Source organism: Cupriavidus sp. 96C5-1 (genome assembly GCF_057798855.1).
On record NZ_JBYOJU010000022.1, the window covers coordinates 56,013 to 75,840 of the forward strand.

The window sequence follows — 19,828 nt, forward strand, 5'->3', positions numbered from 1 at the left end:
ATGGGCGGGCCTTGGCGGGGGAGCCTTCGGGCTCGCCGGTGCCTACGTTCCGGTCTGCTAACCCTGTCTTGCGCCCGCCCACCCGATTAGCAGCGGGGGGCGACAGTCGATTCGCAAACGTAGGAGGCACACCCATGCCCCAGGTATCGCTCGCCCGTTCCGGGCAACCGGCACTCGCCAAGCTCCCCTTCACGCCACGGCAAACTTCCATCGTGCGAAGGAGGCCGCGCCATGTCTAAGCACGCCCGCTATGGCGTCACCGCTGAACGCAGCGGCTCGGCCATCTTCCTGACCACACGATTCCCCTACGAAAACCCAGCAAGCGTCGCCGCCGAAAAGGCCGCGCAGCTCCACGGCCTGCTGTTCATGATCAGCGACTATGCAGCCCTCAGCAGTACCTTCGGCGCGCTAGAGCCGGAGATACAGGGTGGCATCCTCTCGCTGGCTGCCGGGCTGGCGCACGAAACGCTGGTGTTGAGCGAGATGGCGGCTTTGCCCTGCAAGTAGACGGAAGACGGAGGGTGATATCGTCGCGGCGGCGCTGCGCCGCATCGGTTCAAGAGGTCGGCTAATACATCGGAGCGCGATTATCGGCTTGATCAAGGGGTAGATGTCGAGCCGTTGCAGACAAGCACCCTTCCCGGAGGTCCATTGAGGTCGAGGAGCCGGCGTTGCCAGTGAGTCAACCCAATGGCTCCTCTCGGACCCATAGCAATCATCATGAGCACCCGAAAGCTGGTCGGAAAGCTGAAGTTCCGCAGACACGGGGCGGGTACGTCTAGCAGAGCGAACGTAGTTGCTTCGGCTGGCTTTTCTGGCGACGCAAAGAGCGTTGGAGCCACGCTGCTCAGCATCATAGCGTCAGCAGTGCAGTGGGCACGTATCGTCCATCGACCCAGTCATAGAGTTGAACTGTGCAGACGGCGTTAAGTCGATGCCCAAGTACAAAGGCGAAGACAGATGGCGCCTTGATGAAAAGATGCAACTTGGCAAGTCCCAACTCTGACCGGAAGCGCACTAGAGCAGCTTTGGCCTCGCTCACAGCCAGATTCAGGGTTCCTACTCCATCGACTACGCGCGTGCTGTCGAGCATCAAGGCCGGAAGCTCTGCAAAGCAACCAGACGAGACTGAAGACAGATCCGCTCCTACTAGCGTTGGGAAACCGATGCAGGCAACACCCTCTTTGACAGCAAGGTCACCCGGCGTTCTTGCTTCAGCGAAGAACGCGCCCTCGGCTCGGTCATGCACATCCGTGCGGTACTCCAACCCGTTGTGGTCGACCTGCAGGGTAAACCCACGCGTTGCGCTGAACGCGTAGCCAAGCAGGCAGGCAAGGGACATGCGATGCTTGCCGTCGATGGCGACGCATCGGCGGGCAGTGCACGACTTTACAAATTCGCCGATGCCCCCTGCAGCAGCAGAAAGCTCTGCCCAGTCCGCCTCAGTACGTTCGGCCCGGTCAGGCCCGTTGAATCTACCGACAGCCAACCCAAGTGACTGGTATGGAACTGCGCCGGTGAGGAGATGCAGTCGGGTGGGCGCACTTGTCCAACGGCTGGCATCCCCGGCAAGAATCTCGCAAATGTCCGCCTCGACGTCCTTGCGATACATCGGTCCAAACGAAGACCGAGCAATGTGGGCCTTGCATCGGTCCCGTAGACGTGTGACTTGTTTCCCACTGAAGTCAAGGAATGGCAGTTGATTCTCCAACTCCCCGGAAAAGGCAGAATCCGCGTGCTCCGATGCATAGATCATGAAGTCGACATGGTCCAACGCGAACTCAGCCAGGTCAGCGCGGTACTGGTTCTTGACCGCCCAATCGATAACCTCCCGGCGACCATCGTCCAAGAAGACAGAGTCGACCTGAAACGACGTCCCAACCCCACGCAACCGCTCCAGCTTTGCCAGCAACGGTGCAATAGTTGAGTTGTAGTTCCGGCATACCAAGGCGAACCGAACGTACTCCGAAGCGGATTTTTGGTAGGCGGCCTTGAACCGGTCGATTTCTTTCCAGAACTCGGTGGACGTAAGTGTGTGGTTCTTGGCCTCGTACATGACTCGGCACACACCCCCGCCTGGGGCAAAGCAGCAGACCTCGACATCCCCAATGGCTTCGCTGACCACATGGCTGAACGCACTCTGAGACATCCACAAAGGCAGGTGCTGCAGCACGAAGGCATCCTGGTACTCAAAGCCCTCTCGGGCAGTCGCACCGCCAGTCGACTCTTTCTCCAGCAGTCCTGTACTCATAGCAACGCCTCCAGGTCCAGCTCGGACACATGCATGCTGCCGTCTGGCAGGTAGGTGTGAGCGCTGCCCTCGAGCGCGCCGCCGGTGAGGCGAAAAATGAGCAGCACGGCGAAGTTCGCGCCAACTCGCTGGTCCATTGCAAGGTCCCGCATGGTGGCGTGATCACGGGCGCTAGGCTGAACGCTGAAGAGCGGGTGGGTGTGCCATTCGCCCAGGTAGTTAAACCTGCTGTAGTTGTTCCCCGTCGAGCTGCAGTAGGCCTTGATGGCCTTCAGTGCACCCGTCAGTCCGCGCACGAATGATGCGATTGCACCGGGGCGCTGCACGGTCAAGGCACGAACAGCAAAATGGTTCACGCCCAAGTGCTCGCCCATTAGCACGCCACCGCACTCACGACTGCCCGCTTTGGACAGTGCGTAGCGCAAGGTCTCTTGCACCTCAGCGGGAACCGTTATCCTCAGCACTGCTCCGCCTCCAAAGCCTTACCTAGCTCCGCCAAGTCTGCGACCTCATCAGCGGTCAGCTCTCCGGGCGACATTTCAGGCCGCATGGCGCCTGCGCAGTCAATCGGAATCGTGTCGAACGGGCCCCTGAATTCCCAGCACTTGCGGAAGCCCATCAGGTAGGCAGCGACAGGGTATGCAGACTCTTCGGCCGGGCACAAGATGTCCAGGGCAAACTGGGTCAATGATGCTGCCAGCGCGGTGACGTCTGCATCGCTGGCAACGTACACCTGCCCTTCGGCCTCTAGCTCGTAGCTCTTGGCCCTGCCATTTGGCACAGGCGCCATCGTGCCCATCACTCCCAGAATGTGGGCCCGAACGCTCAGGGGGGCAGCGTCCAAGCCAGGCCTGCTCCGCGCCATCATGGCGCCAGCACCACCGCCAAAGACCTCACCCCAAACCATCGGAATCTTGCCACGCTTGGCCAAAGCAGCCAACGCAACGAAGGCCTGCGCACTGGCCGTGGCGTCAATCAGCAAATCGCACCTGAGCAAGTCCGTGCTCAGGGTTGCAGCCAACTGGGGGTTCTCCTGACCGGCAATACGAAAGTTTTGCGTCCCCACCTCCAGCCCGGGTGCAATCCGCTTCAGTGTGCGCCCTACGGCGTCGACCTTCGAAAAGCCAACATCGAGCCAGTTCAGTTCGTTACGCACCAGGTTGTGCGGCGCGAGAACGTCGTCGTCCACCAGCACGAAGCGGCGAACACCAGCGCGGGCCAGCGACACTGCAATCTTGCTGCCCAGTGACCCTAGGCCAACGATGGCAACGGTGATATCGGAGAGCTTGCCGAACTCCGCCGGCAACCTCTGCTCGGTGTCGGTGCCGAAGTCCACGAGGCGATACTCGAAGAAGAGCGGGGCAGTTCCTCCTGCCAACGCCAGCATGCGCATGCCGCCATCGACATCGTGCAAGAGCAGAACGTGAAAGTGGTCGTCCAGTTCTTGTGCCCACGGCCATGAGGCCCCCAAAGCAGCCTTCAACGATACGGCATCCCCGGCCGAGCTCAGAGCCTGGACAGAGGGTACGGACACGGCCCACCCTGACAATTCAAAGCGCTCCTCGGCGAACGCCCGCGGCAAATCTGTCACGGGCACCGGCGGTGTACCTAATGCAGTGGGCACGGCGACTGCACTGCTCGCTGTGTAAGACACCACGGCCTTGAGTTCGACCGCCGCTGGCGCGGCACGGGCCAGCGCGCTGCGCAGTCCTGCCGTTGCGAGAAATCGTCGGCTTTCCCCGCGCAGGTCCTGGCCTATCGTCGAACGATGGCGGGACGGAACGGGGCCTAGCCCCGGTTCTACCGCGCTCAGGATTTCGCCCCAAAGAAGCAGGTTGGCACTGCGAACAAGATCAACGCCGGTGATGCCAGGATCCCAGTTGTCTGGGCCATATTGAAGGCACAGGACACCACTGCCACGGTACTGATGGTTGCTCCAGCTCTCGCCTGACTTCTGCGGGCGAATGTAGGCCGGCACGTCCGGGAAGAGGTTCGGATACACCAGTACGCCGTGGAAGCTGTCGACTGGCAGCTTCAATTGGAACTTCAGGCACAACTCACCTGCGCCCGTCTTCCCCCAACCGTGGGGGGTAAAGCCCGGCGTAGAGCGCGCGTGCTCCCGCATCAGGCGCCGCTCGAGCGCCATGCGCTTGGGCTGCTCCTGGAGCAGTCGCATCAAGCAAAGCCCCCGGGCTTGTTCGGGTAGACTGGGGCAGCGGGGAACATCAAGCCCACACCTGCGACCGGCCGCAGGAGGGAGTTGGTCGAGCTGTTCTCGGACTTCTTGGTGGCAGTTGACGCCGGGAAGCGCTGCCCCAGCACCTGACGCCACAACTTCAGCGCCTCCACGTCGTCAGTCTCGTTCTTGGCCTTACGGGCCAACTCGGCCTGGACCTTGATCTTGTTGTAGAAGGTCTTGAACTCCTCGGCCGTGACGTTCGAGAAGACGTTGCTGCCCGGGACGCCCGGGTCTTCGATATGCGGCACGGCGCCCAGCAGCACGTCCAGGCCGTAGGCGTCCCGGATGGCCTCCAGCAACTCGACGAACAGTATCTCGTAGTTCGCCTGGAAGTAGTTCATGTGCTTGGCAACTAAGCACTCCAGGATGAACCCCTTGGGCCGCTTCAGGTCGGACAGGTGCACGCGGCGCCACCACTTCGTCAGCTTGACCAGGGGCTTGAACCGTCCGCCGGCGGCCTTGTTGACGTCGATGGTCCACTGCGTGTGGGCAGGAGGGTTGGTGTTGAGCCACTTCTCCAGTTGGTTATCCGGGATGAGATAGGCATCACCATCCTCGATGACGGGCACCACATCCATGTCCACACCGGCGAGCGTCACGGCAATGGACCGGCGGTTGACCTTCAAATTCTTGTATCCCGAGTCAGCAAGCGCCTTGTTCAGTGCGTCCAGCACTGACTGAGGCTCGTCCTCCTCGGTATGATTCGTCACGGCGATGACGTCGACGTCCGGCCGCTGAAGCACCCCATCGATGAGTTGGGGGCGGATAGCCGTGTCTCGCCTGTAGGAGCCAGACAGGAAGGTCTCCACGTGCACTTCTGAGAACCCCTCGTGCTCGGCGAGCGCCGTGCGCAAGGTGTTGTGCGCGCTTGAACAGGTGTTCACTGTCGTGGTCGACGGCTCAATGTCCTTGAGCAAGTCCTCGAACTGCCGCTGCGTGGTCATTCGCTGTGCACCTTCGTGGTGTTGGTTGTGGCCTGCCCAGCGCAGTGGCACAATCTGTTGCCCCTTGGGGCAACGGTGTCAGCACGGAGCCTAGCTAGGGATGGAGTTCAAAACTACGTCAGCAGGCCTGAGTTGACCGTGTGAGCGTAGCCAGTTCGCCCAATTACGGCGCCAGGTTGGGCATCGGAGCACAGGCGTTGTTGCCCACATCCCGCCTCATCGACCAGGGTCGCTCGCAAGCAATCAGCGCCAGAAGCTCATCCCACGGTACCGCCCGCCCGATCTCATCGAGAAGCACACGCTTGCACGTGCGGTGGTTGCTCAGGTCCAGACTGAGGTCAGTCTGTTTCATGTGCCTATTGTCGCCGGACATCCTGCCCATGAGCGACCACCGGCACATGAGTTTTGAGCACCGCCCCTAGGTCAATGCCTCCCCCAATCAATCCCAGGACAATGCCCCACCGGTCTGATACTCGATCACACGGGTCTCGAAGAAGTTGCGTTCCTTCTTCAGGTCAATCATCTCGCTCATCCACGGGAACGGGTTTTCCTCGTTCGGGAACAGCTGCTCCAGGCCGATCTGCTGGCAGCGGCGGTTGCAGATGAAGCGCAGGTAGCCCTTGAACATCGGTGCGTTCAGGCCCAGCACGCCGCGCGGCATGGTGTCCTCGGCGTAGCGGTATTCGAGGTCCACGGCCTTCCTGAACAGCGCGGTGATCTCATCCTTGAACTCGGTGGTCCACAGGTGCGGGTTCTCGAGCTTGATCTGGTTGATCAGGTCGATACCGAAATTGCAGTGCAGGGATTCGTCGCGCAGGATGTACTGATACTGCTCGGCGGCGCCGGTCATCTTGTTCTGGCGGCCCATCGCCAGGATCTGCGTGAAGCCGACGTAGAAGAACAGGCCTTCCATGATGCAGGCGAACACGATCAGCGACTTCAGCAGCTTCTGGTCGTTCTCCGGCGTGCCGGTCTTGAAGGCCGGGTCGGTCAGCGTGTCGATGAACGGGATCAGGAACTCGTCCTTGTCGCGGATCGACTGCACTTCATGGTACGCGTTGAAGATCTCGGCTTCATTGAGGCCGAGCGACTCCACGATGTACTGGTAGGCGTGGGTGTGGATCGCCTCTTCGAATGCCTGGCGCAGCAGGTACTGGCGGCATTCCGGCGCGGTGATCTGGCGGTAGGTGCCCAGCACGATGTTGTTGGCGGCCAGCGAATCGGCGGTGACGAAGAAGCCGAGGTTGCGCTTGATGATGCGGCGCTCGTCTTCGGTCAGGCCGTTCGGGTCCTTCCACAGCGCGATGTCGCGCGACATGTTGATTTCCTGCGGCATCCAGTGGTTGGCGCAGCCGGCCAGGTATTTTTCCCAGGCCCACTTGTACTTGAACGGCACCAGCTGGTTGACGTCGGTCGAGCCGTTGATCACGCGCTTGTCGGCGGCGTTGACCCGGCGGTCGCTTTGCACGGCGGCGGCGTTCGGGTGATTGCCGAGGATGCCCGTGCCCGCCGGCTGCGTGGCCGCCGGGGGCAGCACGCCGTGCTGGTCGACGGCAAGTGCGGCGGTGGGATTCGGTGCGGGCTGCGGGGCAGCCTGCGGGGTGGCTTGAACGTCGTCGTCCCAGCTCAGCATGATGTGGTTCTCCGTGGAATGCTTTGGTTTGCCATGCCTCCCGCCGCGCGAACGGCGCGGCGGGAGGCATGGCAGGTAATGACTGACTGGGGGCGGCTTACTGGCAGGCCTCGCACTCTTCGAAGCCGGGGTCGCCCGGGCGCATCGTGCAGACCGCGCCTTCGGCTTCCGGCATGGCCGGTGCGGAGGCGGCAGCCTGGTCGATGCCGGCGGCGCCGATGCCACCTTCGCTACCCGACGACACGGCGTTGAGCGAGCCGCGCGACACGGTGGATTTCTCCACGTGGGTGGCTGCCATGGTGCGCAGGTAGTACGTGGTCTTCAGGCCGCGCAGCCAGGCCAGCTTGTAGGTATCGTCCAGCTTCTTGCCCGAGGCGCCGGCCATGTAGATGTTCAGCGACTGGGCCTGGTCGATCCATTTCTGGCGGCGGCTGGCGGCTTCCACCAGCCAGCTCGGCTCGACTTCGAACGCGGTGGCGTAGATGTCGCGCAGGTCTTGCGGAATGCGGTCGATGCGCGACAGCTTGCCGTCGAAATACTTCAGGTCGGCAACCATCACTTCGTCCCACAGGCCGCGTGCCTTCAGGTCGCGCACCAGGTAGTCGTTGACCACCGTGAATTCGCCCGACAGGTTGGACTTCACGTACAGGTTCTGGAAGGTCGGTTCGATGCAGGCCGACACGCCGATGATGTTCGAGATCGTGGCCGTCGGCGCGATCGCGATGCAGTTGGAGTTGCGCATGCCGTGCTGCTTGATGCGCGCACGCAGGCTGTCCCAGTCCATGGTCGAGGAGTGATCCACTTCCAGGTAGCCGCCGCGTTCTTCGGCCAGCAGCTTGAGCGAGTCCTGGGGCAGGATGCCGCGATCCCACAGCGAGCCTTCATAGGTGCTGTAGCGGCCGCGTTCCTCGGCCAGCTCGCTCGAGGCACGGTAGGCGTAGTAGCACACCGCTTCCATCGAGGTGTCGGCGAACTGCACCGCGGCGTCGCTGGCGTACGGCAGGCGCAGCACGTGCAGGCAGTCCTGGAAGCCCATGATGCCCATGCCGACCGGACGGTGGCGCAGGTTGGAGTTGCGCGCTTTCTCGACCGCGTAGTAGTTGATGTCGATCACGTTGTCGAGCATGCGCATCGCGGTGCGGATGGTCTTCTCGAGCTTGGCGTGGTCGAGCACCTGGGTGCCGTCGGCCTGTTGCTTCAGGTGGGCCACCAGGTTCACCGAACCCAGGTTGCACACGGCGATTTCGCTGTCGTTGGTGTTGAGCGTGATTTCCGTGCACAGGTTGGAGCTGTGCACCACGCCCACGTGCTGCTGCGGGCTGCGGATGTTGCACGGATCCTTGAAGGTGATCCACGGGTGGCCGGTCTCGAACAGCATGCCCAGCATCTTGCGCCACAGCTGCAGCGCGGGGACCTTCTTGAACAGCTTCAGCTCGCCGCTGGCGGCCTTGGCTTCATAGCCCAGGTAGGCGGCCTCGAACGCCTTGCCGACCTTGTCGTGCAGGTCCGGGCAGGTGGCCGGCGAGAACAGCGTCCATTCGCCGGCTTCCATCACGCGCTTCATGAACAGGTCGGGAATCCAGTTCGCCGTGTTCATGTCGTGGGTGCGGCGGCGGTCGTCGCCGGTGTTCTTGCGCAGTTCGAGGAATTCCTCGATGTCCAGGTGCCAGGTTTCCAGGTAGGCGCAGACCGCGCCCTTGCGCTTGCCGCCCTGGTTGACCGCCACGGCGGTGTCGTTCACCACCTTCAGGAACGGCACCACGCCTTGCGACTTGCCATTGGTGCCCTTGATGTGCGAGCCGAGCGCGCGCACATTGGTCCAGTCGTTGCCCAGGCCGCCGGCGAACTTGGACAGCAGCGCGTTTTCCTTGAGCGCTTCATAGATGCCCTCGAGGTCGTCCGAAACGGTGGTCAGGTAGCACGACGACAGCTGCGAGCGGCGGGTGCCCGAGTTGAACAGGGTCGGCGTGGACGACATGAAGTCGAACGACGACAGCAGCTGGTAGAACTCGATGGCACGTGCCTCGCGGTCCTTCTCGCCCAGCGCCAGGCCCATCGCCACCCGCATGAAGAAGGCCTGCGGCATTTCGATGCGGACTTCGTCGATGTGCAGGAAGTAGCGGTCGTACAGGGTCTGCAGGCCCAGGTAGTTGAACTGGAAGTCGCGCTGGGCGTCGAGTGCCGCGCCCAGGCGGGCCAGGTCATAGGTGGCCAGCTTTTCGTCCAGCAGCTCGGCCTCGATGCCGCGCGCGATGAACTTGGGGAAGTACTCGGCATAGCGCGAGACCATCTCGGTCTGGGTCACTTCGGCACCCAGGATTTCCTTGCGGATGGTGTGCAGCAGGATACGCGCGGTAACCTGGCTGTAGGCCGGGTCCTTCTCGATCAGGGTACGCGCGGCCAGGATGGCCGAGTCGTAGACCTGCGTCATGGGCACGCCGTCGTACAGGTTCTTCAGCGTTTCCTTGAGGATGGGCTCGGCGCTGACCGCGTCGCCCAGGCCGGAGCAAGCGTTGTCGATCAGGCCGTGCAGCGCGTTCAGGTCCAGCACGCGGGCCACGCCGCCATCGGTCACATTGAAGGTGACGCCGCCTTCCTGCACGCGGGCCACCGCCTGGGCGTTGGCCTGGGCGCGTTCCTGGGTGCGCTTCTCGCGGTACAGCACGTAGGAACGGGCCACTTCATGCTCGCCCGAACGCATCAGCGCCAGTTCCACGTGATCCTGCACGTCCTCGATATGGAAAGTGCCGCCGTTGGGACGGCTGCGCAGCAGGGCGCGGACCACATTCTGGGTCACTTGCTCGACCACTTCGCGCACACGCGCCGAAGCGGCGCCCTGCCCGCCGTTGACGGCCAGGAAGGCCTTGGTCACCGCCACCGAGATCTTGCTCGGCTCGAACGCCACCACGGCGCCGTTGCGGCGGATGATCTTGTAGTCCTGGTAGCCGCCAGCGGCGGCAGTAGCGGGGCTCGACTGCGGGTTCGCTGCCGCACCGGCGGCGGTGGCGCTGGCGGAAAATTCGTTCTGGGCTGTCTGCATGAGGAACTCCTGTTCTGACCCGTGTTTTATGAGTGACAAAGAGTCCCTGGCAAAACGCGCAAGAAATGACCAGGCACGCCGGCCGGCCCTGACCGGGGAGCGCGCTACCTTGCTGGATTCTGCTGGGACTCTTGTGATGCGCCGATCCTTGGGCGGACCACGGCGTAACGCCGCGGCGGAAACTGCACACCTAGGCCGGCTCCCCGAAAGCACCACTAGATATAGTGGTCGATGCGAAAAACTGGACTAAGTATAGTGAAACGAGGCGGTTTAACCAGTCTTGACAAGCATATTTTTGATGCGATTCCAGTGCCGGCCGAGGCATGCGGCGCTGCGCCATACCCGCCAGCCCAAGAGACGCAAGGGATCCCGCCCGACGGTGCGTTACCGCGCCATGACACGAAATTTTTTTGATTGACCGGGCCGCTTCGATAGGCGCGCACTTTATCAGGGTTTCCCCCAATTCGCGCTTTCCCCCTAGGCCGCGCAGTTGCCGCTTGCTTCAGGGCAGGTCTTTGCGGTAGGGCAACAGCGCCGGAGCCAGGCCGGCGGCGGCGGCAAAGCCCGTCCAGTCGAAATGCGGGCCGGGATCGGTCTTGCGTCCGGGCGCGATATCGCTGTGCCCCGCCACCGCCCGCACCGGGTAGGCGGCAAACAGCGCACGCACCAGCGCCGCGGTGGTGTGGTATTGCGCCAACGCGAACGGCAGGTCGTCGCAGCCTTCGATCTCGATGCCGATGGAAAAGTCGTTGCAACGAGGCCGCCCCAGGAACTCGGACTGGCCTGCGTGCCAGGCCCGGTCCAGGCAGGAAACGAACTGGACCAGTTCGCCTTCTCGCGTCACCAGGAAATGCGCCGAAACCCGCACCTGACAGATCGTAGCGAAGAAGGGATGGCGGGCCGGGTCGAGGCGGTTCTGGAAGAAAGCCTCGATATCGCCGCTGCCGAACTGGCCCGGCGGCAGGCTGATGTTGTGCAGCACCACGAGGTCGACCGGCATATGTGCCGGGCGCGCATCGAAATTGGGCGATGGCACGCGGCGCGCCGCAGGCACCCAGCCCGCCGGGTCCGGACTGAACCCGGGGCCGGGATCGGGAGCGAGGCGAAGCTCAGGCATCGCGGCCTCCCTCGGCGGCGGCAAATTGCCCGCCATCGGCGCTGTCGGCCGTGCCCTCGGCCGGGTCGTCCCGGCCCTCGCGAATCCCCAGTTGCTGGATGCGGTAGCGCAGCTGGCGAAAACTCAGGCCCAGCAGCGGCGCGGCAGCGGTACGGTTGAAGCCGGTCTGCTGGAGCGCCTGCAGGATCAGGTCGCGCTCCAGCGCTTCGAGGCGGCCGGGCAGGTCGATCGGGAAGCTCGCACGGCAAGGCTCTCCCGCCAACTCCCCCGGACGCGGCGCCACGGGCTGCGGGACGGGTTCCGGCGGCATGCCCGATCGGGCCGGCGTGGCCTCGGCTCGCGCGTCGCGCTGCGGATCGGGCCAGCCATGCTGCCCGGGATCGGACCAGGCAGCCGGTGCGGCAGGCGCAGGCGCCGACCAGCCGGCCGCCAGGGAGGACGGGCTGGGCGCTGCCGCTACCGGCGCCGCCCCGGCGGCCCGTTGCAACGCCTCGGCCGGCGGCAGGTACGGCGGCTGCCCGGCCGGGCGCGGCGTGGCGGAAAGCGCCATGCCCGCCTCCAGCGGGCCAAGGTCGGCCACCTCGATGATCAGGCCTTCCGCGAAGGCATAGGCGCGCTCGAGCAGGTTTTCCAGCTCCCGCACATTGCCGGGGAAGGGGTAGTCCGACAGCACCTGCAACGCGGCCGCGGACAGCCGCTTGGGATAGCGGTCGCCGTAGCGCACCGCCAGGTGCTCCAGGATGGCGCCCGCCAGCACCGGGATATCCTCGCGCCGTTCGCGCAGCGTCGGCATGCGCAGCGCCAGCACGTTGAGGCGGTAGAACAGGTCCTGGCGGAACTGGCCGGATGCGACCATGCCGGAGAGGTCCTTGTGGCTGGCGCACAGCACCCGCACATCCACGCTCTCCTCGCGGCTGGCGCCGATCTTGCGCACGCGCCGCTCCTGCAGCACGCGCAGCAGCTTGACCTGCATCGCCAGCGGCAGGTCGGCCACCTCGTCGAGCAGCAGCGTGCCGCCGTTGGCGGCCTGGAAGAAGCCGCCGCGCTCGGCGTCGGCACCCGTGAAGGCGCCCTTCGCATAGCCGAAGAACTCGGACTCCATCAGGGTTTCGGGAATGGCGCCGCAATTGACCGCGATAAAGGGATGCGCGGCGCGGGTGCTGACCGCGTGGATGGCGCGCGCCGCGCGCTCCTTGCCGCTGCCGGACTCGCCGCTGATGACGATCGGCGCCATGCTGCGCGCCAGCCGGGACAGCGCGCGCCGGACTTCGTGCATGGCGGGCGAATGGCCCGGCAGCAAGCTGGCCGCGCGGTCCGCGGTCTCAGGCGCCGCGCCGCCACCCTCCTCGGCGCTGTCGCGCCGCTGGCGCCCCAGCGCGTTCAGGATCAGGCTGCGCAGGTGGTCCAGCGAGACCGGCTTGGCGATGTAGTCGAAAGCGCCTGCCTTGAGCGCCTCCACGGCGTTGTCTGCGCTGCCGTAGGCGGTGATGACCGCCACCGGCACCCGCTCCGGCGCGCTCGATAGCTGGCGCACGATATCGATGCCGAGCCCGTCGCCGAGCCGCATATCGGTCAGCACCAGGCTGTAGCGGCGCGCCGCCAGGTGCTGGCGCGCCTCGGCCAGCGAGCCAGCCAGCACCACGTCGTGACCCATGCGGCGGATGGAGATCTCGAGCAGTTCTCGCAGGTCGGCCTCATCGTCGATGACAAGAATCGGATCGGGGCCTGGCGTCTTCAGGAGCATGGGTCTGCGTCTGGCGGGTTGGCGAAGTGGCGTCGGGCAGCCGGCGCGGGTCAGCCGCCGGCATTGTCCGGCGCGTCGATGCGCAAGGTCAGTACAAAAGCCTTGGCCGGCAGTGTATCGCGTGCGGCCGGCGCCAGCATGCCGGTCTGCGCCAGCAGCGCGTCGAGGGAAATCGTGCCGTAGCGCACCTGGGCGTCGTTGGCGCCGCATAGCTCGCGCGCCATGAACAGGCCCAATCCGGTGCCCTGGGCATTGCTGGTAAAGAAAGGCTCGAACAGGGTGCGCTGGTGCTCGCGCGACACTTCGGCGCCGTCGTTCCAGACGATCAGCTCGGCGTGATGCTGATCCAGCGCATGCGCCAGCAGGCGGATCGCCCCCGGCAGGCGGCTGCAATACCGCCACGCGTTGTCCAGCAGGTTGCCGAGCACCTGCTGCAGTTGCGAGGGGTCGAAGATGACCGGCCGCGCCACGTCGACCGTCAGCCGGATCGCATTGGCATTGATCTCGGCCGAGCGCGGCATGCGCCGCGCGCCGATCGGATCGTCGCTGGCCGAGCGCGAGCGCATTTCCAGCCGCCAGCGGCCAACGATCTCGGGCAGGGCCTGGTTCAGGTCGACGGCGGCCCGCTCGGTACGCGGCCGGCGCGACATCTGCAGCACATCCGACACCACCTGGTCGAGCCGCAGCACATTGTCGTGGATGATGCGCAACAGGCGCGCATCGACATCGCCCTCGGGCCGCCCCGCCTCGCCGGGACGGGTGCCGCGGCGGCTGGTTTCGGCCAGCAGCTCGCTGGCCTGGCTGATGGCCGCCAGCGGGTTGCGGATCTGGTGCGCCACGCTCGCTACCAGGCGCCCCATGGCGGCCAGCTTCTCCTGTTGCACCTGCTCGGCGATGCGCTCCCAGCTTTCGATATGGACCAGCACCGTATCGCGCATCTCGCTGCGCAGCAGCGCCTCGTCTTCCGGGCGCCAGGCCATGGCTTCGCTCTGGGCGATGGCCAGGCGCAGGCGTGCTGCCGCTTCGGGGGTGAGCTCGCTCCAGGCGGCGGTGTTCATGGCGTTCTGCGCGCCCAGCGAAACCGACAGCGAGGAGGCGAAGGTCGAGCGCAGGCTGGCCAGCCCCGGCAGCAGGAAGCGCAGCCGCAGCCGGGTATGCAGGATGGGACCCCGGCCCGAGGAGGGCCGCGACGGCAGCGGCAGCAATTGCAGAATGCGGGGCGCGTCGTCCTTGCTGCGCACCCAGTCGCGCAGCATCTCCATCAGCGGCTGCAGGCGGGGAATCTGGCGCAGGTCGAACAAGGCGTCGCGCCCGGTGGCGGGCGTGCCGGCCGGCTTGCCCCGCTCCGCCGGCTGCACGCCGAGCAGCACCACCGCCGCCGGGTTGGCCGCCACCACCGCGCCATTGGCGCGCAACAGCATGACGCCATCCTGCATATCGTTGACCATCAGCCGGTTGACCAGCTGCTGCAGGCGCAGCTCCTGCTCGCGCGCCATCGCCAGTTGCTCCTGCGCCAGCTGGCGGTTGGCCAGCAGGTACATCAGCGAAGCCGCGATCATGAAAACCAGGCCGTACAGCCCCGAGCCCAGCAGGCCCGCATCGGCCTGCGCCAGCAGCAGGGTCTGCGCAAAGGGCGTGCTCATCACCACCAGCGCCGAAGCTGCCGCGGCGAACAGCGCGAACAGCAGGCTGGTGAGCGCGCCGGCCTGCAGCGCCGGCAGCAGGAAGATCATGGCCAGGCCCTCGCCACGATGGCCCTGCGCGTGAAAGATCAGGCCCAGCAAGACAAGATCGGCCAGCACCTGGCATCGCACCCTCAGGTGAAATCCGCGCCGCCACCACAGGGTGGCCGCTACCATGGCCAACGCCATCGCGGCATAGGGCACGGCCAGCGGCCACGCAGCCGGGCCGCTACCCAGCGCCAGCAGGGTCTCGGCGCGCTGGGCGGGCAGCCACGCATAGCCCAGCAGCAGGACCGCCACCGCCATCCGGGTCCAGGCGAAATAGCGCAGCAGGCGCCAGTGGAATTCAGGGGGTTCTGGCCGCCGCCACATGGCGGCGACGACGTGCCAGGCGTTCAGGCGGGACCAGAACGAGACGCGCCGGCTCATGCGGCGGGGCTGTCCGCGTCGCTGTCGGCCGGCAGATGGGCGCGCCGGCAGTAATACAGGCCGCGATAGGCGATGGCTTCGCCCTGCGGCAGGTGCACGCCGCAATGCGCGCATTGCACCATGGCCTCCTGCGGCGGTGCGGCTTGCGGCTGCCGCGCGGCAGGACCTTGCGCCGCGCCCGGACGGGCAGCGCGCTCCTCGCGCCGGCGTGCCTCGGCGCGCTGCCGCAGCCACCAGAAAAAGCCCAGCACCACGGCCAGGACCAGGAAAATGCGTGCCATGGCGGGATCAGATCCGGTGCAGGATGACTTCGATGACGAAACGGCTGCCGACATAGGCCAGCAGCAGGATGCCGAAGGACGCGATCACCCAGCGCAGGGCGGTGCGGCCACGCCAGCCATAGAAAGTGCGCCCGGCCAGGATGCCGGCGAACATCACCCAGGACACCAGCGCGAACACGGTCTTGTGATCGAGCCGGAAGGCCCTCCCGAACAACTGCTCGGAGAACAGCAGGCCCGACAGGATCGTCAGCGTGAGCAGCACGAAGCCTGCGCCGATCAGGCGGAACAGCAGTTTCTCCAGCGTCAGCAGGGGCGGCAGCAGGTCGAGCCAGCGGCCGACCCATTGCGCCGGCTCGCTGGCCTTGCCAAGCTGGGGCGAGCGGTTGAAACCGTGCAGGCGGCGCTCGGCCAGCAGCATCAGGAAGGCATGGAAGGCCGCCAGCGTAAAGAGCCCATAAGCCACATTGGCAATAATGAAGTGCAGCTTGAACAGCGGCGCCGCCGCGTAGCCGAGGATCTGCGCCCCGGGAAAGGCCAGCGGCATCAGGCTGGCTAGCATCGCCACCGGGATCACGATCAGGCCCAGGCCAGCCAGCGAAAAGAAGAAGCTCTCGATCCAGTAGATGCCCACGCCCAGCCACAGCATGGCCGACAGCGCGAAGGCAAAGCCGAACATCATGCGGTCCGCCGGGAAGATGGTTTCGTGGAGCAGCAGGCCGTGGCTGGCCAGCGCGGCCAGCATCAGGGCGTGCCACCAGGCCGGGCGGCCCTCGCCGCGCCCGCCCCCGCCGCCCGGCAGCACCACGGTGGTCGCCGCGCCCCCCATGGCACCGGTGCCGGCGCCGGCAGCCGATAGCTGCGGGTTGCGCGTCGCCCAGCCGTGATAGGCCAGGCCGCAATAGAGAAGTGCCGTCAAGGCATACAGTACAATGGCCATTTGCACAGTTTACCTTAGCGCCCCGTCCCGGTGGCGCCCCGCTTGAGCCGGGCCCCGAGCCGGCCTCAAGCCTCGATAAAGCCCTATCCCCCGGACTTCTGCCATGCTGGACAATCTCACTCAACGCCTGGCGCGGGTCGTCAAGACCATGCGCGGCGAGGCTCGCCTGACCGAAGCCAATACCGCCGAAATGCTGCGCGAAGTGCGCCTGGCCATGCTCGAAGCCGACGTGGCCTTGCCGGTCGTGCGCGAATTCATCGCCCGCGTCAAGGAAAAGGCGCTGGGCGAGGATGTGGTGTCCAGCCTCACGCCCGGCCAGGCGCTGGTGGGCGTGGTGCAGCGCGAGCTGACCGCTGTCATCGGCGGCGAGGAAAGCCTCTCGGCCGACAACAAGGCGGGCGAGCTCAACCTGGCGGTGCAGCCGCCGGCCATCATCCTGATGGCCGGCCTGCAGGGCGCAGGCAAGACCACCACCGTCGGCAAGCTGGCCAAGTGGCTCAAGGAAAACAAGAAGAAGAAAGTGCTGACGGTATCGTGCGACGTCTACCGTCCCGCCGCCATCGCCCAGCTCAAGACCGTGTCCGAGCAGGTCGGCGCCGACTTCTTCCCCTCCCAGCCCGACCAGAACCCGGTCGACATCGCCCGCGCGGCGGTGGACTGGGCCAGGAAGCACTACCACGACGTGCTGATCGTCGATACCGCGGGCCGCCTGGGTATCGACGAGGCGATGATGAAGGAAATCGCCGCCCTGCACGCCGAGCTCAAGCCGGCCGAAACCCTGTTCGTGGTCGACGCCATGCTGGGCCAGGACGCGGTCAACACCGCGCGCGCCTTCAATGACGCGCTGCCGCTGACCGGCGTGGTGCTGACCAAGCTGGACGGCGATGCGCGCGGCGGCGCCGCGCTGTCGGTGCGCCACATCACCGGCCGCCCGATCAAGTTCGTCGGCGTTGGCGAAAAACTGGACGGCCTCGAGCCCTTCTACCCCGACCGCATGGCCCAGCGCATCCTGGGCATGGGCGACATCCTCGCACTGGTCGAGGAAGCCCAGCGCGGCGTGGACATGGAAGCCGCCGAGAAGCTGGCCAAGAAGATCAAGAAGACCGGCGGCTTCGACCTCGAGGACTTCAAGAGCCAGATCGGCCAGATGAAGAAGATGGGCGGCCTGGGCAGCCTGGTCGACAAGCTGCCGGCGCAGTTCGCCCAGCAAGCCCAGGGTGCCAATATGGACGTGGCGGAAAAGCAGGTGCGCCGCATGGAAGGCATCATCAACAGCATGACCGCCGAGGAGCGCGCCAAACCCGAGCTGATCAAGGCCAGCCGCAAGCGCCGCATCGCCACCGGCGCCGGCGTGCCGGTGCAGGAAGTCAACCGCCTGCTCAACCAGTTCGACCAGATGCAGAGCATGATGAAAAAGCTCAAGGGCGGCGGCATGATGAAGATGATGCGCTCGATGGGCGCGATGAAGGGCGGCATGAAGGGACTCTTCAACCGCTAAGCCATCCGGCGCGGCGATGCCCGCTTGCGGGCGCCGCGCCACTTGCAAAAGACAAAGACAGCGATAGAGACAGGATCCACATCATGATGACCGCCGAACAGGCCCGCGAACTCTGGGCCAACTCCGAGGAAATCGTCAGCGCCGAGGCCGTCCAGGCATCCCTGGACCGCATGGCGGGCGAAATCACGGAAAAAATGGGCGACACATTCCCGCTGGTGCTGTCGGTGATGGGCGGCGCGGTCGTCTTCACCGGCATGCTGCTGCCCAAGCTGGCGTTTCCGCTCGAATTCGACTACATCCACCTCTCGCGCTACAACAACAAGACGGTGGGTGGCGAGATGCAGTGGCGCGTGGCGCCGCGCGAGTCGGTCAAGGGCCGCACGGTGCTGGTGCTGGACGACATCCTCGACGAAGGCGAAACCATGGCCGCGATCCGCCAGCGCATCATGGACATGGGCGCCACCAACGTCTACGCCGCCGTGCTGTGCGAGAAAGTGCTGCAGAAGGCCAAGCCCATGCACCCGGACTTCTGCGGCTTCACCGTGCCCGAGCGCTATGTCTTCGGTTGCGGCATGGACGCGCACGGTTACTGGCGCAACCTGCCCGCCATCAGGGCCTTGCGCTGAGGATCGGCCACAGCGAGGCCAGCAGCAACAGCGCCATCGCCACGTTGAACAGGCGCAGCACGCGCGGCTGCGCCAGCCAGCGCCGCATGGCCGAGCCGAACACGGCCCACATCGCCACGCTGGGCAGGTTGATCACGGCGAACAGGCCGGACAGCAGCAACACATTGAGCCAGACATTGCCGTGCAGCACGTAGGTGCTGCATGCGCCCACCGCCATCACCCACGCCTTCGGGTTGACCCACTGGAACGCCGCGGCCGCCACGAATCCCATCGGCTTGCCGACCTCCTGCTCCTGCAGGCCGCCTGACGTCGCCAGCTTCCAGGCCAGCCAGGCGAGATAGACTGCCGCCACCACGCGCAGCACCTGCCAGGTCCACGGGAAAGCGTGGAACAGCGATCCCAGGCCCAGCCCCACCACCGCCACCATCAGGCCGAAGCCGATGCTGATGCCCAGCACATGCGGCACGGTGCGGGCAAAGCCGAAGTTCACGCCCGAGGCCAGCACCATGGTGTTGTTGGGTCCCGGGGTGATCGACGACACCAGGGCAAACGCGCAAAAGGCGGCGAACACGCCGGATCCGGCGACAAGCTGGGGCACTACCATGACTGACTCCATCGGAAGCGGACTTGAATGGAACTAGTCTAGCCAGATCGAACAGTACGGTACCGGTACAGTTCACCTGAAAACTAGCGGTACGCCTGCCAAGCGCGAGGCCAGCGGTATTATGGCTTTGCCCCCTGCAGTGCATTGACCGCCACCACCAGGGCGATCCCCCACAGCACCAGCCCCGTCACCCGCTCCACGCCGCGCACCGAGCGGGCGAAGCGCGCCCTCACCGGCGGCAGGCGCACGCCCCACGCCACCAGCATGTCCCAGCCAAAGACCATGGCGAACATCCAGAGGCCGTAGCCGGCCTGGGCCACGAATGGCGTGCGGCTGCCGGCCAGCACGGAGAACAGGCTGGCGTAGAACAGCAAATTCTTCGGATTGAGCACGGCCGACAGGAAACCGGTGGCGAGCTGCGCCGCGTAGCTGGCGCCTTTACCGCGCCCGCCGCGCGCCGGCTGGCTGCCCGCCTCCGGCAGCACGGTCTCGCCACTGGCCGACAGCAGGCGCCAGCCCAGCCAGGCCAGGTAGAGGCAGCCGCCCCACTGCAGCAGCGTGAATACGCCCTGGCTGGTGCGCGTGGCGGCCAGTCCCGCCATGGCCAGGCAGATAAACACGCCATTGCCCAGGGCAATGCCCAGGCAGACCGCGCTGGCGCGGCCCACACCGTGCACCAGCGCGCTGCGCACCACCAGGAAGAAATCGGGCCCCGGGCTGAGCAGCGCGAGAAAGTGCGCGCCCGCCACCATGGCGAATTGGCCGAAGCCGGAGTCGACGGGTAAATCCATGCCTGTCCCTTT

The 19,828-nt window shown here is 65.4% G+C and carries 16 protein-coding genes; 3 read left to right on the forward strand and 13 right to left on the reverse strand.

Features of this window, described 5'->3' with window-relative positions:
* The first annotated feature begins 231 nt into the window (after positions 1-231).
* Positions 232-507, forward strand: a complete 276-nt coding sequence (locus AC3FOF_RS22860; protein ID WP_488727867.1) for a hypothetical protein — start codon at positions 232-234, stop codon at positions 505-507.
* Between the two features lie 346 nt (positions 508-853).
* On the opposite strand, the gene cap4 is transcribed toward AC3FOF_RS22860, so the two are convergent.
* The 11 genes from cap4 to AC3FOF_RS22915 form a co-directional block, all read right to left on the reverse strand.
* Complete coding sequence (gene cap4, locus AC3FOF_RS22865; protein ID WP_488727868.1) at positions 854-2,251, reverse strand: CD-NTase-associated endodeoxyribonuclease Cap4; 1,398 nt, start codon at positions 2,249-2,251, stop codon at positions 854-856.
* A complete protein-coding gene (locus AC3FOF_RS22870) occupies positions 2,248-2,715 on the reverse strand; it encodes a Mov34/MPN/PAD-1 family protein (protein ID WP_488727869.1) in 468 nt (155 codons plus the stop codon). Before AC3FOF_RS22870 ends, cap4 begins: the two co-directional genes overlap by 4 nt.
* Positions 2,709-4,427, reverse strand: coding sequence for a ThiF family adenylyltransferase (locus AC3FOF_RS22875; protein WP_488727870.1), 1,719 nt, complete (start codon positions 4,425-4,427; stop codon positions 2,709-2,711). Before AC3FOF_RS22875 ends, AC3FOF_RS22870 begins: the two co-directional genes overlap by 7 nt.
* Positions 4,427-5,434 (reverse strand): SMODS domain-containing nucleotidyltransferase, encoded by a 1,008-nt coding sequence (locus tag AC3FOF_RS22880; protein ID WP_488727871.1) that lies wholly within the window; start codon positions 5,432-5,434, stop codon positions 4,427-4,429. Before AC3FOF_RS22880 ends, AC3FOF_RS22875 begins: the two co-directional genes overlap by 1 nt.
* Before the next feature lie 439 nt (positions 5,435-5,873).
* The gene (locus AC3FOF_RS22885; RefSeq protein ID WP_488727872.1) at positions 5,874-7,067 is read right to left on the reverse strand and encodes a ribonucleotide-diphosphate reductase subunit beta; all 1,194 of its coding nucleotides are present in this window, start codon (positions 7,065-7,067) and stop codon (positions 5,874-5,876) included.
* A 97-nt stretch (positions 7,068-7,164) separates the two neighbouring features.
* On the reverse strand, positions 7,165-10,107 hold the full coding sequence (locus tag AC3FOF_RS22890; protein WP_017230383.1) for a ribonucleoside-diphosphate reductase subunit alpha: 2,943 nt from the start codon (positions 10,105-10,107) through the stop codon (positions 7,165-7,167).
* Between the two features lie 502 nt (positions 10,108-10,609).
* A complete protein-coding gene (ampD, locus tag AC3FOF_RS22895; protein ID WP_035816991.1) occupies positions 10,610-11,224 on the reverse strand; it encodes a 1,6-anhydro-N-acetylmuramyl-L-alanine amidase AmpD in 615 nt (204 codons plus the stop codon).
* Positions 11,217-12,968 carry a sigma-54-dependent transcriptional regulator gene (locus AC3FOF_RS22900; protein ID WP_488727873.1) on the reverse strand — a complete coding sequence of 584 codons (1,752 nt, stop codon included), beginning with the start codon at positions 12,966-12,968 and terminating at the stop codon, positions 11,217-11,219. The genes ampD and AC3FOF_RS22900 overlap by 8 nt, the downstream gene beginning before the upstream one ends.
* A gap of 50 nt (positions 12,969-13,018) precedes the next feature.
* Positions 13,019-15,079 carry a sensor histidine kinase gene (locus tag AC3FOF_RS22905; RefSeq protein WP_488727874.1) on the reverse strand — a complete coding sequence of 687 codons (2,061 nt, stop codon included), beginning with the start codon at positions 15,077-15,079 and terminating at the stop codon, positions 13,019-13,021.
* Positions 15,076-15,360 carry a PP0621 family protein gene (locus tag AC3FOF_RS22910; RefSeq protein ID WP_488727875.1) on the reverse strand — a complete coding sequence of 95 codons (285 nt, stop codon included), beginning with the start codon at positions 15,358-15,360 and terminating at the stop codon, positions 15,076-15,078. Before AC3FOF_RS22910 ends, AC3FOF_RS22905 begins: the two co-directional genes overlap by 4 nt.
* 7 nt (positions 15,361-15,367) lie before the next feature.
* Complete coding sequence (locus AC3FOF_RS22915; protein ID WP_488727876.1) at positions 15,368-16,297, reverse strand: cytochrome C assembly family protein; 930 nt, start codon at positions 16,295-16,297, stop codon at positions 15,368-15,370.
* 103 nt (positions 16,298-16,400) lie between these two features.
* Between AC3FOF_RS22915 and ffh the strand changes: the two genes are divergently transcribed.
* Positions 16,401-17,795 (forward strand): signal recognition particle protein, encoded by a 1,395-nt coding sequence (gene ffh / locus AC3FOF_RS22920; RefSeq protein ID WP_276268636.1) that lies wholly within the window; start codon positions 16,401-16,403, stop codon positions 17,793-17,795.
* Positions 17,796-17,878: 83 nt separating this feature from the next.
* On the forward strand, positions 17,879-18,421 hold the full coding sequence (locus tag AC3FOF_RS22925) for a hypoxanthine-guanine phosphoribosyltransferase (RefSeq protein ID WP_017224402.1): 543 nt from the start codon (positions 17,879-17,881) through the stop codon (positions 18,419-18,421).
* On the opposite strand, the gene AC3FOF_RS22930 is transcribed toward AC3FOF_RS22925, so the two are convergent.
* Both AC3FOF_RS22930 and AC3FOF_RS22935 read right to left on the reverse strand, forming a co-directional pair.
* Positions 18,405-19,025, reverse strand: coding sequence for a LysE family translocator (locus tag AC3FOF_RS22930; RefSeq protein ID WP_017224401.1), 621 nt, complete (start codon positions 19,023-19,025; stop codon positions 18,405-18,407). The genes AC3FOF_RS22925 and AC3FOF_RS22930 overlap by 17 nt on opposite strands.
* Positions 19,026-19,144: 119 nt before the next feature.
* Entirely contained in the window at positions 19,145-19,816 is a 672-nt protein-coding gene (locus AC3FOF_RS22935; RefSeq protein ID WP_488727877.1) for a LysE family translocator, read from the reverse strand.
* Positions 19,817-19,828: the final 12 nt, after the last annotated feature.

Coding starts and splice junctions, on each gene's coding strand:
- AC3FOF_RS22935 (WP_488727877.1), bottom strand. CDS start 19,816: ATGGATTTACCCGTCGACTCCGGCTTCGGCCAATTCGCCATGGTGGCG.
- cap4 (WP_488727868.1), bottom strand. CDS start 2,251: ATGAGTACAGGACTGCTGGAGAAAGAGTCGACTGGCGGTGCGACTGCC.
- ffh (WP_276268636.1), top strand. CDS start 16,401: ATGCTGGACAATCTCACTCAACGCCTGGCGCGGGTCGTCAAGACCATG.
- AC3FOF_RS22915 (WP_488727876.1), bottom strand. CDS start 16,297: ATGGCCATTGTACTGTATGCCTTGACGGCACTTCTCTATTGCGGCCTG.
- AC3FOF_RS22910 (WP_488727875.1), bottom strand. CDS start 15,360: ATGGCACGCATTTTCCTGGTCCTGGCCGTGGTGCTGGGCTTTTTCTGG.
- AC3FOF_RS22925 (WP_017224402.1), top strand. CDS start 17,879: ATGATGACCGCCGAACAGGCCCGCGAACTCTGGGCCAACTCCGAGGAA.
- AC3FOF_RS22890 (WP_017230383.1), bottom strand. CDS start 10,107: ATGCAGACAGCCCAGAACGAATTTTCCGCCAGCGCCACCGCCGCCGGT.
- AC3FOF_RS22900 (WP_488727873.1), bottom strand. CDS start 12,968: ATGCTCCTGAAGACGCCAGGCCCCGATCCGATTCTTGTCATCGACGAT.
- AC3FOF_RS22885 (WP_488727872.1), bottom strand. CDS start 7,067: ATGCTGAGCTGGGACGACGACGTTCAAGCCACCCCGCAGGCTGCCCCG.
- AC3FOF_RS22930 (WP_017224401.1), bottom strand. CDS start 19,025: ATGGTAGTGCCCCAGCTTGTCGCCGGATCCGGCGTGTTCGCCGCCTTT.
- ampD (WP_035816991.1), bottom strand. CDS start 11,224: ATGCCTGAGCTTCGCCTCGCTCCCGATCCCGGCCCCGGGTTCAGTCCG.
- AC3FOF_RS22860 (WP_488727867.1), top strand. CDS start 232: ATGTCTAAGCACGCCCGCTATGGCGTCACCGCTGAACGCAGCGGCTCG.
- AC3FOF_RS22880 (WP_488727871.1), bottom strand. CDS start 5,434: ATGACCACGCAGCGGCAGTTCGAGGACTTGCTCAAGGACATTGAGCCG.
- AC3FOF_RS22875 (WP_488727870.1), bottom strand. CDS start 4,427: ATGCGACTGCTCCAGGAGCAGCCCAAGCGCATGGCGCTCGAGCGGCGC.
- AC3FOF_RS22905 (WP_488727874.1), bottom strand. CDS start 15,079: ATGAGCCGGCGCGTCTCGTTCTGGTCCCGCCTGAACGCCTGGCACGTC.